The sequence below is a fragment of the Microcoleus sp. genome (genome assembly GCF_049646505.1).
Classification (GTDB): Bacteria; Cyanobacteriota; Cyanobacteriia; order Cyanobacteriales; family Microcoleaceae; genus Microcoleus.
This window is the reverse complement of sequence record NZ_JBARVX010000596.1, coordinates 1-14,897: the sequence shown is the minus strand read 5'-3', so window position 1 is coordinate 14,897 and position 14,897 is coordinate 1. Positions and strand designations below refer to the sequence as shown.

General features: G+C 45.5%; 19 protein-coding genes, 1 tRNA gene and 2 pseudogenes. 12 read left to right on the top strand and 10 right to left on the bottom strand.

Annotated features, from left to right (window positions below; genetic code table 11):
* The 5 genes from WBA89_RS27955 to WBA89_RS27935 all read left to right on the top strand — a co-directional run.
* Positions 1 to 1,669, top strand: a 1,669-nt coding sequence (locus WBA89_RS27955) for a TM0106 family RecB-like putative nuclease (RefSeq protein WP_424410889.1), incomplete at its 5' end; no start/stop codon positions are given.
* 66 nt (positions 1,670 to 1,735) lie between these two features.
* Positions 1,736 to 2,863 carry an esterase-like activity of phytase family protein gene (locus WBA89_RS27950; protein ID WP_424410888.1) on the top strand — a complete coding sequence of 376 codons (1,128 nt, stop codon included), beginning with the start codon at positions 1,736 to 1,738 and terminating at the stop codon, positions 2,861 to 2,863.
* A 56-nt stretch (positions 2,864 to 2,919) separates the two neighbouring features.
* A tRNA-Asp gene (locus WBA89_RS27945) sits at positions 2,920 to 2,993 on the top strand.
* A 163-nt stretch (positions 2,994 to 3,156) separates the two neighbouring features.
* Positions 3,157 to 3,819: a Uma2 family endonuclease gene (locus tag WBA89_RS27940; protein WP_424410887.1), complete on the top strand. Its 663-nt coding sequence runs from the start codon at positions 3,157 to 3,159 to the stop codon at positions 3,817 to 3,819.
* 67 nt (positions 3,820 to 3,886) lie between these two features.
* Complete coding sequence (locus WBA89_RS27935) at positions 3,887 to 4,486, top strand: nucleotidyltransferase family protein (protein ID WP_424410886.1); 600 nt, start codon at positions 3,887 to 3,889, stop codon at positions 4,484 to 4,486.
* A 40-nt stretch (positions 4,487 to 4,526) separates the two neighbouring features.
* Here the strand turns inward: WBA89_RS27935 and WBA89_RS27930 are convergent, their stop codons facing one another.
* Positions 4,527 to 4,736 (bottom strand): hypothetical protein, encoded by a 210-nt coding sequence (locus WBA89_RS27930; RefSeq protein WP_333387620.1) that lies wholly within the window; start codon positions 4,734 to 4,736, stop codon positions 4,527 to 4,529.
* Between the two features lie 114 nt (positions 4,737 to 4,850).
* Positions 4,851 to 5,333, bottom strand: a complete 483-nt coding sequence (locus WBA89_RS27925; RefSeq protein ID WP_424410884.1) for a thiol-disulfide oxidoreductase DCC family protein — start codon at positions 5,331 to 5,333, stop codon at positions 4,851 to 4,853.
* A 326-nt stretch (positions 5,334 to 5,659) separates the two neighbouring features.
* Between WBA89_RS27925 and gltX the strand changes: the two are divergent.
* A pseudogene (gene gltX, locus WBA89_RS27920) lies at positions 5,660 to 7,096 on the top strand (glutamate--tRNA ligase); the annotation flags it as partial.
* A gap of 351 nt (positions 7,097 to 7,447) precedes the next feature.
* Positions 7,448 to 7,882, top strand: a complete 435-nt coding sequence (locus WBA89_RS27915; protein WP_424410890.1) for a CAAD domain-containing protein — start codon at positions 7,448 to 7,450, stop codon at positions 7,880 to 7,882.
* Between the two features lie 335 nt (positions 7,883 to 8,217).
* On the opposite strand, the pseudogene WBA89_RS27910 reads toward WBA89_RS27915, so the two are convergent.
* The 3 genes and pseudogenes from WBA89_RS27910 to WBA89_RS27900 form a co-directional block, all read right to left on the bottom strand.
* Positions 8,218 to 8,562 (bottom strand): annotated as a pseudogene (locus WBA89_RS27910) (DUF4277 domain-containing protein); the annotation flags it as partial.
* Between the two features lie 147 nt (positions 8,563 to 8,709).
* Positions 8,710 to 9,045, bottom strand: a complete 336-nt coding sequence (locus tag WBA89_RS27905) for an element excision factor XisI family protein (protein WP_424410882.1) — start codon at positions 9,043 to 9,045, stop codon at positions 8,710 to 8,712.
* The gene (locus WBA89_RS27900; RefSeq protein WP_424410881.1) at positions 9,030 to 9,227 is read right to left on the bottom strand and encodes an element excision factor XisH family protein; all 198 of its coding nucleotides are present in this window, start codon (positions 9,225 to 9,227) and stop codon (positions 9,030 to 9,032) included. Before WBA89_RS27900 ends, WBA89_RS27905 begins: the two co-directional genes overlap by 16 nt.
* Between WBA89_RS27900 and trpC the strand changes: the two genes are divergently transcribed.
* The 3 genes from trpC (at position 9,226) to WBA89_RS27885 (ending at position 11,957) form a co-directional block, all read left to right on the top strand.
* Positions 9,226 to 10,116 (top strand): indole-3-glycerol phosphate synthase TrpC, encoded by an 891-nt coding sequence (gene trpC, locus WBA89_RS27895; RefSeq protein ID WP_424410880.1) that lies wholly within the window; start codon positions 9,226 to 9,228, stop codon positions 10,114 to 10,116. The two genes, WBA89_RS27900 and trpC, sit on opposite strands and share 2 nt — an antisense overlap.
* A gap of 359 nt (positions 10,117 to 10,475) precedes the next feature.
* Positions 10,476 to 10,721 carry a DUF5340 domain-containing protein gene (locus WBA89_RS27890; protein ID WP_194061760.1) on the top strand — a complete coding sequence of 82 codons (246 nt, stop codon included), beginning with the start codon at positions 10,476 to 10,478 and terminating at the stop codon, positions 10,719 to 10,721.
* Between the two features lie 78 nt (positions 10,722 to 10,799).
* Positions 10,800 to 11,957 (top strand): pyridoxal-phosphate-dependent aminotransferase family protein, encoded by a 1,158-nt coding sequence (locus tag WBA89_RS27885; RefSeq protein WP_424410879.1) that lies wholly within the window; start codon positions 10,800 to 10,802, stop codon positions 11,955 to 11,957.
* 183 nt (positions 11,958 to 12,140) lie between these two features.
* Here WBA89_RS27885 and WBA89_RS27880 read toward each other — a convergent pair whose 3' ends face one another.
* The 4 genes from WBA89_RS27880 to WBA89_RS27865 all read right to left on the bottom strand — a co-directional run bounded on the left by WBA89_RS27880 (position 12,141) and on the right by WBA89_RS27865 (position 13,668).
* On the bottom strand, positions 12,141 to 12,353 hold the full coding sequence (locus tag WBA89_RS27880) for a DUF2949 domain-containing protein (protein WP_193972250.1): 213 nt from the start codon (positions 12,351 to 12,353) through the stop codon (positions 12,141 to 12,143).
* A 119-nt stretch (positions 12,354 to 12,472) separates the two neighbouring features.
* Entirely contained in the window at positions 12,473 to 12,631 is a 159-nt protein-coding gene (locus WBA89_RS27875; protein WP_424410878.1) for a hypothetical protein, read from the bottom strand.
* Positions 12,632 to 12,783: 152 nt separating this feature from the next.
* On the bottom strand, positions 12,784 to 12,996 hold the full coding sequence (locus WBA89_RS27870) for a hypothetical protein (protein ID WP_424410877.1): 213 nt from the start codon (positions 12,994 to 12,996) through the stop codon (positions 12,784 to 12,786).
* Positions 12,997 to 13,152: 156 nt separating this feature from the next.
* Complete coding sequence (locus WBA89_RS27865; RefSeq protein ID WP_424410876.1) at positions 13,153 to 13,668, bottom strand: DUF192 domain-containing protein; 516 nt, start codon at positions 13,666 to 13,668, stop codon at positions 13,153 to 13,155.
* Between the two features lies 1 nt (position 13,669).
* Here WBA89_RS27865 and WBA89_RS27860 point away from each other — a divergent pair, with 1 nt between their 5' ends.
* Positions 13,670 to 13,843: a hypothetical protein gene (locus tag WBA89_RS27860; RefSeq protein WP_424410875.1), complete on the top strand. Its 174-nt coding sequence runs from the start codon at positions 13,670 to 13,672 to the stop codon at positions 13,841 to 13,843.
* A gap of 89 nt (positions 13,844 to 13,932) precedes the next feature.
* Here the strand turns inward: WBA89_RS27860 and nblR are convergent, their stop codons facing one another.
* A complete protein-coding gene (nblR, locus tag WBA89_RS27855) occupies positions 13,933 to 14,628 on the bottom strand; it encodes a response regulator transcription factor NblR (RefSeq protein ID WP_194061753.1) in 696 nt (231 codons plus the stop codon).
* Positions 14,629 to 14,632: 4 nt separating this feature from the next.
* Between nblR and WBA89_RS27850 the strand changes: the two genes are divergently transcribed.
* On the top strand, positions 14,633 to 14,854 hold the full coding sequence (locus tag WBA89_RS27850) for a hypothetical protein (RefSeq protein WP_424410874.1): 222 nt from the start codon (positions 14,633 to 14,635) through the stop codon (positions 14,852 to 14,854).
* Positions 14,855 to 14,897: the final 43 nt, after the last annotated feature.

Below are 14,897 nucleotides of genomic sequence, written 5' to 3'. Positions count from 1 at the left end.
ATATTATCCTAGAGGGGATTGGGAAGCGGGAGCTGCTGCTACATTGAGTTTAATGCAGCAAGGAGCCGATCGCATTTACCGAGGAGTTCTAATCCAGGGCGAATTGGGCAAAACCAACGGTACACCAACTTCTCTGGTAGGAATTAACGGTCAATCTTTCTCAGATACGCGGGGACTTCCCGAAACTTCAATTCATCCTGCATCCTCCACTCCGCACTCTTCAAATATTACCCTCGTCAGCCGCCCGCATTTATTAATCAAACAGCCGGGACAATCCAAATTTGGCGATTGGAGTTACGTTACTGCCGATATTTGGCTCAGCAAGCGACCAAAACTAGACTATCAAATTATTGCAGCTTTTCACGCGCAAATATTAGCTTCCGTGCAGGAAAAAATCCCCGACTCTGCGTGGCTGATGCTGCGAAAAAAAGGGTTTTGGCAAGTGAATCTCGACCAGCGAACTCCTCAGATGTTCGAGATATTAGATAACTGCATTCAGATGATAGAAAATCGGGATCAACCAGAAGTGTTCATTTCCCGCCAAAAATGCAATCTTTGCGGTTGGTATACTACTTGTCATGGGGAAGCAGAATCTATTAAACATCTTTCGCTATTACCCGGAGTTACTGCCGGCCGCTATGCTAGACTAAAAACTCTTGAAATTACCGATGTAGAATCTCTCGCTAATGCTAATTCCGAATTGCTGGCAGATTATCCAGAATTTCCTGACAGAGTTGCTTTTGATGTGGTGCGGCAAGCTCAATCTCATTTGTTAAATCAACCGCTGTTGCGGGAAGAAGGAAGTTCGGCAACGGATGTAACGGATGTAACGGATGTAACGGATGTCAGTCCGATGGAAGTCGGAAGAGGGAAGAAGGAAGAAGGAAGGCATGACACGGATACAGGGATTAAGGATCGAGAAGAAGGTAGAAGTGAGAATTCAGAAGAACTTAACTTATCTGAAATAGTACCAGATATTGTAGATAATATCTTGAATGACATCGCAGTTAAAGAAGTAAAAATTAGAGAAAATAAACCAGCAGCACCAGCAAAGCCTGCGCCAATTCTCCGCCAAAAACCAATTCCCTATTCTCAATCTGTCTTTTTGTCGGTAGCCCCAATCGAACTATACTTTGACATTGAAGCGGAACCGGAGATGAATTTAGATTACCTCCACGGAGTCTTAGTTGTCGATAGGTACAATAAAACTGAAAATTTCCACGGTTTTCTGGCAGAATCAGCAGCAGAGGAAGGTGCAATTTGGGAGCAATTTTTAGAATTAATGTGGGCTTATCCCATTGCTCCGATTTTCCACTTTTGCGACTACGAAGTCAAGACTTTTAAACGGCTAGCTAAACTTTACCATACTCCAGCTTATTTGTGGAAACCAGTGCTGAAACGGTTTGTAGATATTCACAAACAAGTGACGCAGCAGGCGATTATGCCGGTGGAAAGTTACGCGCTAAAACCCATCGCCCGCTGGTTGGGTTTTGACTGGCGCGATGCTAAGGCTAATGGGGCTCAGTGTGTCTGTTGGTACGATGATTGGCTCAAAACTGGCGATCGATCGATCTTGGAGGCGATCGTCCGCTACAATGAGGACGACTGTCGCGCTACTTATGTGGTGAAAGATTGGTTGACCAATTTTTTGCTGAATCAGAAACAGTGATTTTATGATTAAACGAACCGCGAAGGCGCAAAGGGCGCGAAGTTAGAAAGAGAAGAAGATAGTAAGATGCGAAAGTCAGCAAAAATAATTATAGTTATTTCCTGTTTTTTGATAGCAGCAATTGTGGCAATTTTGATAAATTTGTCTGTCCAATCTTTTGCCCTTACCAAAATAGATTTTATTGGCAGAGCAATATTTCCTACTGGTTCTCCGTTTCAGGGTACAGAAATTGGCGGACTTTCGGGGATTACTTACGATGCCGAAAAACAAGTTTATTATGCCATTTCGGATGACCGCAGCAGCAAGAGTCCGGCTCGCTTTTATTCTCTCAAAATAAACTTGAAATCTGGTAAATTGGAAAAAGAAAACATTGAGTTTACTGGTGTCACTACTTTATTAGATGAAAAGGGCGAAAGTTTTCCGAGTTTAAGTTTAGATCCAGAAGGGATAGCTTTTGCGGGCAATAGCGTGTTTGTTTCTTCGGAGGGAGATGTCGATCGCCAAATCAATCCTTTCATCAAAGAATTCTCCCTAGACGGTAAACTGCTCAAAACGCTGCCAATTCCTGAACTATTTTTGCCAGACGACAAAGGCACTAAAGGCATTCGCAACAATCGATCGTTTGAAAGTTTGACTTTAACGCCCGATCGCCAATATCTGTTCACCGCCACCGAAAACGCTATGGTACAGGATGGCGATGTACCTTCTCTGGAAAAAGGCAGCCCGTGCCGGATTTTGCGCTACGATGCGTTAAGCGGCAATCCAGATGCCTCCTTTGCCTACATCACCGAACCGCTACCCCCTGGTGCAAATCCTGCGGGACAATTCACTACCAACGGTTTAGCGGATTTGTTGGCGATCGGCGACAAGCGCTTGCTGAGTTTAGAGCGTGCTATCTCCCTGGAAACCGGCGTTACTGTTAGGCTATTTGAGGTTTCTTTGGAAAAAGCCGATCGCACAGAAGGGATAGAAAGCCTCAAAAGCAGTCTGGGCGAGGTTTCTCCCGCTCAAAAACGGCTGCTGCTGGATTTGGAAACCCTAAAAATTCCCCTAGACAACATTGAGGGGTTGACATTCGGCCCGGAGTTGGCAGATGGTAGCAGAGGTCTGATTTTGGTGAGCGACAACAACTTCAGTCCCCTACAAGAGACTCAGATTTTGGGCTTCCAAATAAAATTTCAAAAAACCTCTTGACAAAAGGTGAAGTTATAGGCATAATAAAAATTGTGCCTGAAAAAACGGCAAAACGAGGGACAGTAGTTCAATTGGTTAGAGCACCGCCCTGTCACGGCGGAAGTTGCGGGTTCGAGCCCCGTCTGTCCCGTTCTCTCGTAAATAGAAAGTTTAAGCAGTTCATAAATCTCTTTCTAAATAGAGTTTGTTTGTAGTCAGGGCTTCATTGCTCCTGCGGATAAAAAAGGACTAAACTCCTGACTGCGAATCTTATGCTCTTTAGATAGCCAGAGATGATTAAGGAGTGGGAAAATATGCTCGTTACGCCCATTAAGCCGTCACCGGAAACAACTACACAACGGATAGTATTATCTAATATCAGTTGGCAGACTTACGAAAGCTTATTAGCAGAAGCGGGGGACAAGAGATCCTCGCGATTTTCTTATTCTCAAGGCGTCTTAGAAATTATCATGCCATCAGACTTGCATGAAACTGTTAACTGTTTGCTAAAACGGATTGTTACAGCTTTGACTGAAGAGTTGGACTTGAAGATTAAGGGATTTGGTTCGACGACTCTCAACCGTGAAGATTTAGAACAAGGTGCAGAACCAGATTCGTGTTTTTATATCCAAAATGTCGATCGCATTCTAGGGAGAAGGCTTGACATCTCAACCGATCCTCCGCCAGACTTGGTGATTGAAGTTGATATTACCAGTCCTTCATCTAATCGGTTTGTAGTTTACAGACAGCTAGAAATTCCTGAAGTTTGGCGGTATCGGGCACAAACTGTACAAATTTATCAATTGCAAAATCGGGAATATATTACCTGCGATCGCAGTCCGACATTTCCCATCCTTTCTGTCGCAATGCTCAATCAATTTTTGCAGATGGCAGAAACTCAAGATGATAATGCCATAATTCGGTCTTTGCGTCAATGGGTAAGGGAGCAGTTGCGATCGCCCGAAAATGAGCAATAATATTTAACTTAATTTAACTAATTCCTTTGCGTCCAGGACTGACTATTTTAAGTGAGGAATATGCTAAATGTTAGATACAAGGGTTGTTTTACAGGAAGTTGAACTTTTCTTTATGCAGCAAGGCAAGGTGTATGAAGCACTCCAAAACATTACTCAAAGTTTGTCGAGAGCAGGCATTGACTATGCAGTAATTGGTGGCATGGCCCTGGTGATTCACGGCTATATCAGAACTACTCAAGACGTAGATTTGTTACTGACACCACAAGGGCTAGATTCCTTTCGATCGATTTTGCTCGGTCGCGGATTCGTGCCTGCCTTTGCTGGTGCTACCAAAATGTTTAAGGATGTGAAGACAGGAGTGTCTGTTGAGATTATAACAACCGGAGAGTTCCCAGGAGATGGGAAACCTAAATCGGTTAGTTTCCCTAACCCGGCAGCCGTAGCTGTTGAAAAAGATGGCATTAAAGTCGTTCGGTTGGTTACACTGATTGAACTGAAGCTGTCATCAGGTTTGAGCGGTCGCGGTCGATTGAAAGATTTGGCGGATGTACAAGAATTGATTAAAGCTCTGAGTTTGCCTGCGGAATTAGCACAGGATCTCGATCGCTCTGTGCGAGAAGAATATTCCCGATTGTGGCTCGATGTTCAGCCTGATAGTTCAAATTAATTGACTTTCTATTGATTTTCAGATCGGCTTCCAGCAGCCCTCAAAAGTGTTGGATAATAAACGGGCGGGCTATCTGATATGTCAAAACCAGGACGATGGGCACTAGGATCGGAATAGCAACCAACAATCCCCATTTGCCAAACCTAACTTTTTGACCGTCCGATTTGAACAGGACAATCACAGCGATAATTCCCATGACTACCCAGAGGCCGCCAAAGCCCATGAAAACTGTATAGCCTGCATCTTGCATTTTCTTTCCCGCCGTTAATAGTAGCCAATCTTTAATGTTAGTTGCACTCTGTTTCTGCTGAAATCTGCCGATCGGTCGATCGCACTTACTAATATCGCACTTACCAAATATGACTCATTTCGAGTTTGGTTGGCAGCGGCCTTCAACATCGCACTCGATCCGCGCAGTTCGATCGCTCATAATACTTGCTAAATCCTGCCTTCGGGTCAACCTCAGCCGCCAATCTGCCCAAATTCCGTACAGCCAATTAGCGATCGCCCCAATCACCGGCAACTTAGTCACCGCATAAATCCAGCCCATACCCAAAATCTCATAAATCCGGCGAAAAACCTCCACATTTTTAACCGTCGTACCGTCGGGTAACACCGCGTGAATCCGCCCCATCGCCGTTTCGTAGTCAACTCCGCCGTGGGCTTCCGGGTTGTAGCCATCCTCCGCGATATCCACAAACGACACCAAACCTCGCCCTGCATCCCGTTTCTTCAAAAAATTCACCTCCCGCACGCACAGCGGGCATTCACGGTCGTACAGCAACTCGATTTGCCAAGAGGGCTCAACCTCAACAGATTCGGAAAACTCGGTTTTAGCAGCAGACATAGGGAAATATGTTTTAATGTGGTCGATCGCACACAAACATTTTACCAAGAATTATTTGGTAGCCCTAGGACAGTTATTTGTGCTGTGAAAAATAGTCCCAAAGGTGAATCCAATCTTGGCCGCCCGCAATGCTAATATCATCAAGATGCCCTTTGCCCAGTTGCCGGAGACTTTCGCCGACAGTCGAATATCAAACAATTCCAGGCCGAACACCTGCCAAGCACAACTGTTAATTCGGCAACAAAATATAATAAAATTTTAAAGTCTCAAACATCCGCGATTCCCCCAACCAGCAAATCAACCCCAATCTAAAAGCAAAAATATACATGAATGTCAGAGTCCGTCTAGCCCCCAGTCCCACAGGAAACCTACACATCGGTACCGCCAGAACCGCCGTATTTAACTGGCTGTTTGCCCGCAACCAAGGCGGCCAATTCATCCTGCGGGTAGAAGACACAGATGTCGAACGCTCTAAAAGCGAATACACCGATAACATCCTCGAAGGACTCACATGGCTGGGGATGAACTGGGACGAAGGCCCGAGTTTTCAGTCCGAACGTCTGGAAATATACCGCCAAGCAGTCCAAACCCTTCTAGACAATGGACTCGCCTACCGCTGCTACACCACGTCGGAAGAACTCGACGAAATGCGGGAAGCACAAAAAGCCAACAAACAAGCCCCCCGCTACGACAACCGCCACCGCAACTTGACAAGCAAAGAGCGCGCAGCTTTTGAAGGCGAAGGGCGACAAGCTGTGATTCGGTTTATCATTGAGGACGATCGCACAATTTCTTGGAACGACATGGTGCGCGACACCGTAACCTGGAAAGGTAGCGACCTCGGCGGCGACATGGTAATTGCCAGGGCATCCAGCGGCGGCGTCATCGGCCAACCACTCTACAACCTCGCCGTAGTTGTCGATGACATCGACATGGCCATCACCCACGTCATCCGCGGCGAAGATCACATCGGCAATACTCCCAAACAAATATTGCTCTACGAAGCTTTGGGCGCGACAATCCCAGAATTTGGCCACACGCCGCTGATTTTAAACTCCCAAGGGCAAAAGCTTTCTAAACGCGACGGCGTAACCTCCATTTCTGACTTCAAAGATATGGGCTACCTCCCCGAAGCTTTAGTCAATTACATGACTTTGCTCGGTTGGACTCCGCCGGATTCAACGCAGGAAATATTTACACTGTCGGAAGCAGCAGAATTATTTACATTCTATCGAGTCAACAAAGCTGGTGCAAAATTTGACTGGGATAAACTCAACTGGCTCAACAGTCAATATCTCCACAAAATGCCAGTACCGCAATTGACAGATTTGCTGATACCTTATTGGCAGAAAGCCGGTTATGAGTTTGACTCCGAGGCAGACCGCCCTTGGCTTGAACAAATAGCTGCTTTAATCGGCCCGAGTCTCGTTCGCTTAACCGATGCTGTCGGTATGTGCAATTTGTTCTTCTCTCCCACTGTGGAATACGAAGAAGAAGCACTCGCACAGTTGCAGCAGCCAGGGGCTGCACAAGCCTTACAAGCAGTTCTAGAAGCTCTGGAAAGTCATGCCACCCTGCAGTCAGCCGAAGCTCAGAAAATCACTAAAAAGCTCAGTAAAGAGAAAAATCTTAACAAAGGGCTGATTATGCGATCGCTCAGAGCAGCTCTGACAGGTGCAATGCACGGCCCCGACCTGATAGAATCTTGGGTAATCCTTCACCAGCGGGGGACAGCGAAAACCCGCTTGCAAGAGGCTATTAGCAACTTGAATGTGCCGCTTGTTGGTGTCGCGGCCCAAACTCCTGCCCCAGAACAACAAAACGCGGAAACTGCAACCGAAACTTCTGCCGCACAACACCCAGCAGCGGAAGTTTCACCAGCCGAAATACCGACTTCAGCACCAGAGGTTTCAGCAGTCGAAATATCGGCTCCTGAAGCAGTGGCGGCGGAAGTTTCAGCAGTCGAAATACCGACTGCTGAAACAGGCGAAGTGTCGGCTCTCGAACCAACCGACGGGGAGGTTGCAGCAGTCGAAATACCGGCTCTTGAAACAGTCGCAGCAGCAGTTGAAATACCTGCCGCCAACCAGCAAAAAACTATTGCGAGTGAAGAAATGACTTCATCAAACGAACCAGAAAAAACAATTATCATCACCGAAATTCCTGCTGAAAATGAAGCAGACAGTTCGAGCGGTACCACACAAGTCATAATTACCGAAGAACCGCCAAGTCAGGCCCAGCAGATCAAAGAACAAATTATCTCAATTTTGTCGGAGTTTCCCGCTTACATCGGCAGCTTTTACGAGCAGTACAAAAGCCCCCTGACAGTTGTCGGTGTAATTTTAGCCTCGATTGTTTCTTTGAAAGTGCTTTTGGGCGTAGTAGACGAACTCAATGACATCCCCCTGCTAGCACCCACATTTGAGTTAATCGGTATCGGATACACCGCATGGTTTGTCTACCGCTATTTGTTGCGCTCTTCCAACCGCCAACAATTAGGTCAAGAAATTCAAGCTTTGAAAGAACAAATTCTCGGCAAAAAGTCCTAAACTTTTGCTGTAATTTGTTGAATTTGTACCCGACACTGACAATTTTAAATAAGTTGTTAGTGTCGGGTTTTTTAATGATTAACGATCTGGAAGAAGGAACAAAGTTCGGCAACGGATTGTGTAACCCACATTCTGCAGTTCTGGCTTTGATGACTGAGGATTTTCATACATTCACTGTAGGAAAAATATCTGTGCCTACCTTTTCTAATTTTCTGGGGGTGACAAAGAGGTCTACGAGATATAGCCTTTCTCAAAAAAGTGAGGTATGCCCGCGGAGGCCTATGCCCGGTTTTGCCTATGCCCGACAGTACCTCATATGAGAGCTTGAAAGGCTATAATACGATTTCCATAAATAGCTTGTTCAATCCATATTTATATAATTTATCCATGACTCTTCCAATTTTATCGTCATTTATATAATCCGCTTTTATTCCCGCACCTAACAAGGTTTCGATTCCTTTGTCTTCAAAAAATTGGCTGAATAAATATAAAGGTCTCGATAGAAATCCTATTCCATTGATTAAAATAGCTTTCACTAATATTCCCGCTGAAATTTTTTCCCGAACATCTATTCCTAATTTAGAGTTGATTGTTTCAACTATTCCTGTCTCATCAATGAGTTCAGTTACTATTCCTAAGCAATCGATATTTTTGATTTTTATTTCTGAAGTAGGGGGCATTTTTTGAGCTAGATAATATTTTTGACGTTTTTTTGATTGTCTCACTTTTTTTGCCTCAACTGTCTAAGTATTTTCACTCAGTTAGCTCTGGCAGCAATATACTATATCTTGTAGTGCTATTGAAGTGCGGAATGTGGGTTTAATTAATCACAATCTCTCATATCTCTTAGTCTCGCGTTGCGCGGACTTCGTTTGTTTAGACGCGACTTCAACCGCCGAATAATCTGCCAGTAAATCGGTAGCCACTCCTTCTTCGGTATCATCATATTGAATCCTGATTCGATCGCCGATTAAATCGAGGTGGATTGGTGTGGCGTGAAGGTAATTGTCATCATTCCAACCAATATTCAAAACTAAATATCCTCCTCGTTCATCATCAAATAACAGTTGAGAATGATAGCCGTCAGGTATAGTATTGCGAAAGTTAGCGTGTTCCTGAAGTATAATTTTAATATTTTCTTGGTATCTCAATCGGGTATCCATTGAAGTATTGCCTCACTTTTTTTATCAAAAACAATCAGTTTAACAATTTGATTCTTTAATAACACTTGCCCTAATTCTATGGTCAATACGCTCTTGAAAATTGATTTATAAATTGCCAGATAAAGACTTCTATTATATAATAGTTTTAAACTTGTCGCGATCGCCCTTAATCTCCCTATCATGCTTCAAATCCGCCGCCGTCCCCCCAGCACCTCAGTCTCCGTACTCTACCTCAGCTACCAAATCGCCGTCCCCGACGCCGCACCCCAGCACATCCTCGAAGAAATAGTCTGGCACAAAGAAGCAGAAGTAGCCCAAAAGCGCGATCGCACTCCCTTATCCGAACTTCACAAAAAACTGCCTTTCGCACCAAAAACTCGCGACTTTCTTGCCGCCCTTAAAAATGGCAAAACCAAACCAGCCATCATCGCCGAAGTTAAAAAAGCTTCTCCCAGCAAAGGCGTAATTCGCGAAGATTTCGATCCAGTGGCGATCGCCCGATCGTACCAACAAAACGGCGCTAGCTGCATCTCCGTACTCACCGATGAAAAATTCTTCCAGGGTAGCTTTGAAAACCTCGCTAAAATCCGTGCTGCCGTCGATTTACCCTTGCTTTGCAAAGAGTTTATCATCTATCCCTACCAAATCTATCTCGCCCGCATTCACGGCGCTGATGCCGTACTTTTAATCGCCGCCATTCTCTCTGACAAAGACTTACAATATTTTGTGAAAATTGTCAAGACTTTGGGCATGACAGCTTTGATTGAAGTTCACACTCAAGAAGAACTCGATCGAGTGTTAACCCTACAAGGCGTAAACTTAATCGGCATCAACAACCGCAACCTAGCAGACTTTTCCGTCAGCCTAGAAACCACCGGCCAACTGTTAGCTTCCCGCCCAACCGAAATCGCAGCAAAAGGCATCCTCACCGTCAGCGAGTCAGGAATTCACACTCCCGATGACATAACTCAAGTTGTCCGCGCCGGAGCCGGAGCCGTACTCATCGGCGAATCTTTAGTCAAACAGCCAGATCCGGGGGCTGCTTTAGCGGCGCTTGCTAAGAGGGATTAGAGCATTTCAAAGGCGAGACCGCTTGACAAACACCCCCGAATTCTGATAAAAATTGATTGAGTAGGTAAATAATCAGAATTTCTAGCCTGCATCGACTCCAGCGCTTAACTCTAAAAAAAATATCGCTCAAAGCTATATTGCAGAGAAGTATTTTGCCAGAAAGCGATTAAATGTATTCGCTCTCGCGAGTCGATCGCGAAATTTAGCGCTGCCAACGCACCCAGCCCCCGAAAATTCGATCGGCAAAGCAGGGGTTTTTGTACGGCTAGAACACATAAAAAATCGGGCATCTAATGTTCACCTGTGATGCCCCGTGCAATTGTCACGGGGTGTCGGTTCGCTGAGGTATGTTAGCTTTCATGGAGCCAATTCCCCTTCCTTCGTACATTCATTATGAATTGCTACTTCAATTGTTAGAACGCAAAACAATGTTGGCTGTCAGTCCACAATCGCCGCAGCAGCAACAAGTTCACCAACTTATTATTACACTCCGCAAAGCCCTGGCGATTCAAAAGCAATTAGAACAAAGCTGCGAGCGATCGAACTTGGCAGTAGAATATCGGTGGTCTCTAAATGAAACTAACCCCACGGGAGTTAAAAGTTAAAAAACTTAGAGTACCGACATGAGGTATCGTATTTGATTTATTCTGTAGAACTCCCACAGAAAAAGTTAGGACAATATCATGGACAACAAATCAATGCTGATGATTCCCGGGCCGACACCGGTGCCGGAAGCGGCTTTGCTGGCGATGGCCAAACACCCGATGGGCCACCGCAGCAAGGAATTTGACGCGATTTTTGGAGAATGTACCGAAAACCTCAAATGGCTGCACCAAACCAGCAGCGACGTGCTGAGTTTAACCGTTTCCGGTACCGGGGCGATGGAAGCTGGGATAATTAATTTCTTGAGTGCGGGCGATCGAGTTTTGGTCGGCACCAACGGCAAATTTGGCGAACGCTGGGCTGAAGTCGCAGAAGCCTACGGTTTAAATGTCGAAATTATTAAAGCCGAGTGGGGCCAACAATTAGACCCCGAAAATTTCCGCGAAAAACTCGAAGCTGATACAGAAAAGCAAATCAAAGCTGTCATCATCACTCACTCGGAAACCTCCACGGGCGTTCTCAACGACCTCGAAACCATCAACCGCCACGTCAAAGCCCACGGCGAAGCTTTAATTATGGTTGATGCTGTCACCAGTTTAGGTGCTGCCAGCGTACCGATGGATGCTTGGGGAATTGACGTGATTGCTTCTGGTTCTCAGAAAGCTTACATGATTCCCCCAGGTTTGGGTTTTGTGGCTGTTAGTCCGAAAGCTTGGGAAGCTTACAAAACTGCGACGCTGCCCCGTTATTATTTAGATTTGGGCAAATACCGCAAAGAAGCTGCCAAAAATACAACTCCGTTCACTCCGCCAGTGAATATGTTTTTTGGACTGCAAGTAACATTGCAGATGATGAAAGCTGAAGGGTTAGAAAACGTTTTCGCGCGGCACAAACGGTTGATGACAACTACTCGCGCTGCGGTAAAAGCTTTAGGTTTGCCGTTGTTCGCGGCTGACGGTGCAGCCAGCCCTGCGATTACTTCGGTGATGCCGCCTGAATCTGTAGACGCTCAAAAAGTGCGGACTTTGATGAGAAAGAATTTTGATATTGCTCTAGCCGACGGACAAGACCATTTGAAAGGTAAAATCTTCCGAATCGGTCATTTGGGCTTTGTGTGCGATCGCGATATTCTAGCAGCTATTTCCGCCTTGGAAGTGGTATTGCAAGAATTGGGTCATGAAGGCTACACTCCTGGTGCCGGCGTTGCCGCTGCTGCGAAACTTTTGACACAATCTTAATCCAATACCAATTCTCCTGGTTTTTGTAACTGTATTGAGGGCGGGTTTTTTAAGACTTTGGCTTCGGACACGGATCTGGGTGAACCCGCCCCTACAAAAATTGTTGCAAAGTTTTTGATCGTTGGTATAAGTTGTTAAAGGATTTTGGATTTGGGATTTTATTATCTAAAATCTAAAATCCTTTTAATATGCTTGCGCCAACCAATCAAAGATTTTATCCAACTGTTCGAGAGTGACTAAACCGTACTGCCACAGAACCATCGGCAAGGAATTCGGGTCTTTATCGCGCTGCCGCTGTTTGTCGCCCCGGCGTTCGGCGACGGCGATTGAGGCGGGAGAAATAGCCAATTCTTCTTGTAAAAATCGAATTAATTTAGTGTATGTAGCGGGTGCCATGTCATTTTGCCTCCATGTATGTGTAGGACACCATTTTCTGATACGAACCTGATGTTTGTGATTAGTAATAAGCCAGTTTTAAATCTGTCTTTTAACCGTCGATAGCTGTTTTAAGGGTATTAGCGGTTGGTAAAACTGTGAAACTCAGTGCTGAGGGAGACTTGCGCTAGCCAACTTTTCCCAAAAAGCGAAAAGTTTTGCACTTTTGCGGATGGCCCGATCGACTTGCGATCGCGATCGAAACCTAAATTGAATACCTCGGCATATTTGCAGCGCAAATCTGAAATAAATTCTGCTAGCTTAAATTAATAAACCAGGTTCAGAGTTTAACTTCATCTGCGAAAATGCAGAATCCGCAAATCTACTTCCGCAATATTGGTGAGATATTTTGCTCGAACCTTAATCTGCTACCTGAGATTAACTTTGCCAATTAATTTAGCTCGTCGCATCTTACTTCAGATAGGTTTAATAGATTGAGCTCGATCGCCAGAAGTTCCAGAGAATTTCCTTTCGCGATGAGGTCGTCGAGACTACCCTCGTCTCTCAGGATTCCGGCGCGAGTCGCTGACTCGTCTCGTACCTGCGACCCACAATTTACAGCTCCTGCAAACAAGCTCAAGTCCAGACTGACTGAGATCGACATCCTAGCAAATCTTTTCCTGTTTGTGCTGCATCTTACATTAATAATTTAACAGATTTTGTAAATTTTTATAAAGTTTATAAATTTTTGCTGATTTTGCGAAGCCCGACGAAGGAAGAAGGAAGAAGGAAACCAGGGGATTGTTGCTGGGTGCAGATTTTAGTTGAAAAACTCGATTTCAATACGATCGCCCACTTTGACACCGAGTTCAGCAGCCCGCCCGCCCCGGAGTTCAATAACTCGATCGACAGGAGTATCTGGCCCGTAGGTAGGACAAGGATCGGCGGTACAAGGAGGTGATTCTGCTGCGATGGCTGTGACGACTCCATCCCGCAGAAAAATCATATCCAGAGAAATCAGGCAATTTTTCATCCAAAAATTGACCCACCGCGCCGGTTTAAACTCAAACAGCATTCCTCTGTCGTCGGCCAAAGAAGTTCTGTACATTAAACCGATAGCCTGTTGTTCCGGGGTTTTAGCGACTTCTAGTTCGATAGGGCGATCGGCTATCCGAGCTCTAGCAGAAATCGGCAAAACTTGACCGGATGTTGTCGCCGTCGGAGACTGCGAGGCCAAAATGCCAGTAACACCAGCATCCGCGACAGGTAAAGCCGGCGAACATCCCAGCAAAAATACAATTACCCCAATATTTAGGAAACTAGCGAAATAACTCATAATGATTTTAGATTTAGAATCGGTAATGGGGAATTGGGAATTGGGAATTGGGAATTGGGAATTGGGAATTGGGAATTGGGAATGGGGAATTGGGAATTGGCCCGCGCAGGTCATTGGGAATTGGGCATTGGGAATTGGCCCGCGCAGGTCATTGGGAATTGGGCATTGGGAATAACCAATAACCAATAACCAATAACCAATAACCAATAACCAATAACCAATAACCAATAACTAATGACTAATGACTAATGACTAATGACTTCTTCAAGCTTCGCGCATCACGTAGCCAACACCCCGCACCGTTTGAATCAAGCGCTTTTCGCCCTCATCTTCAATCTTGAGGCGCAGATAGCGGATGTAAACCTCAATCACATTTGACTCGCCGAGAAAGTCGTAACCCCAAACATTTTCCAGAATTTGTTCTCGAGTCAAAACCTCGCGGGGATGTTCCATCAAATACTTTAGCAGCTCAAATTCTTTCATCGTCAGGTCGATCGTCCGTCCGTTACGCAGGGCCCGCCTAGAAGCCAAATCCAAAACTAAATCGCCAAACCTCAACTGTTCGCTGCTGGTGTTATCCGGCTGCAAATACAAGCGCACCAGGTGCAAAAACTCGTCAGTGCGGTAAGGTTTGAGAAAATAATCGTCCGCCCCTGCTTCCAGACAAGCCACGCGATCGTCAACTGTATCGCGACCGACCAATAATAACACCGGTACCCGATTGCCGCTGCTTCGGAGGTGAGAACAAAGCGACAGTCCCGACTCATGCCCAAGTATGCGATCGATTACAATCAAAGCTGGCTGCAATTGTCGGGCCAACTGTTGGCCAGTGGCGGTATTTGAAGCTACTACCGGTTCGTAGCCTGACGATTTTAAGTCTAGACTCAAGTGTCCGGCGAGAACTTCGTCTGTTTCTACTAGCAAAACACAGGGATTGCGATCGAGAGTAATTGCAGCCATTGAATTGACCGATGTAGATCATAACTGTTCTAGCACGTTTGAGGGCAGTTGGCAGTTGGCGGTTGGCGGTTGGCTGGTGGCAGTTGGCTGTTGGCAGTTGGCTGTTGTCAGTTGGCAGTTTTCAGTTGGCAGTTGGCAGTTATTAGACCAAATTTATAAAATAGCGCTAAATATCTACCCCCCCCCAACCCCCCCTTATAAAGGGGGGGAGTCAAATTTTCGGTAGCAGCATAACTTTATGAAATTGGTATAGCAATCCGTGCGCGATC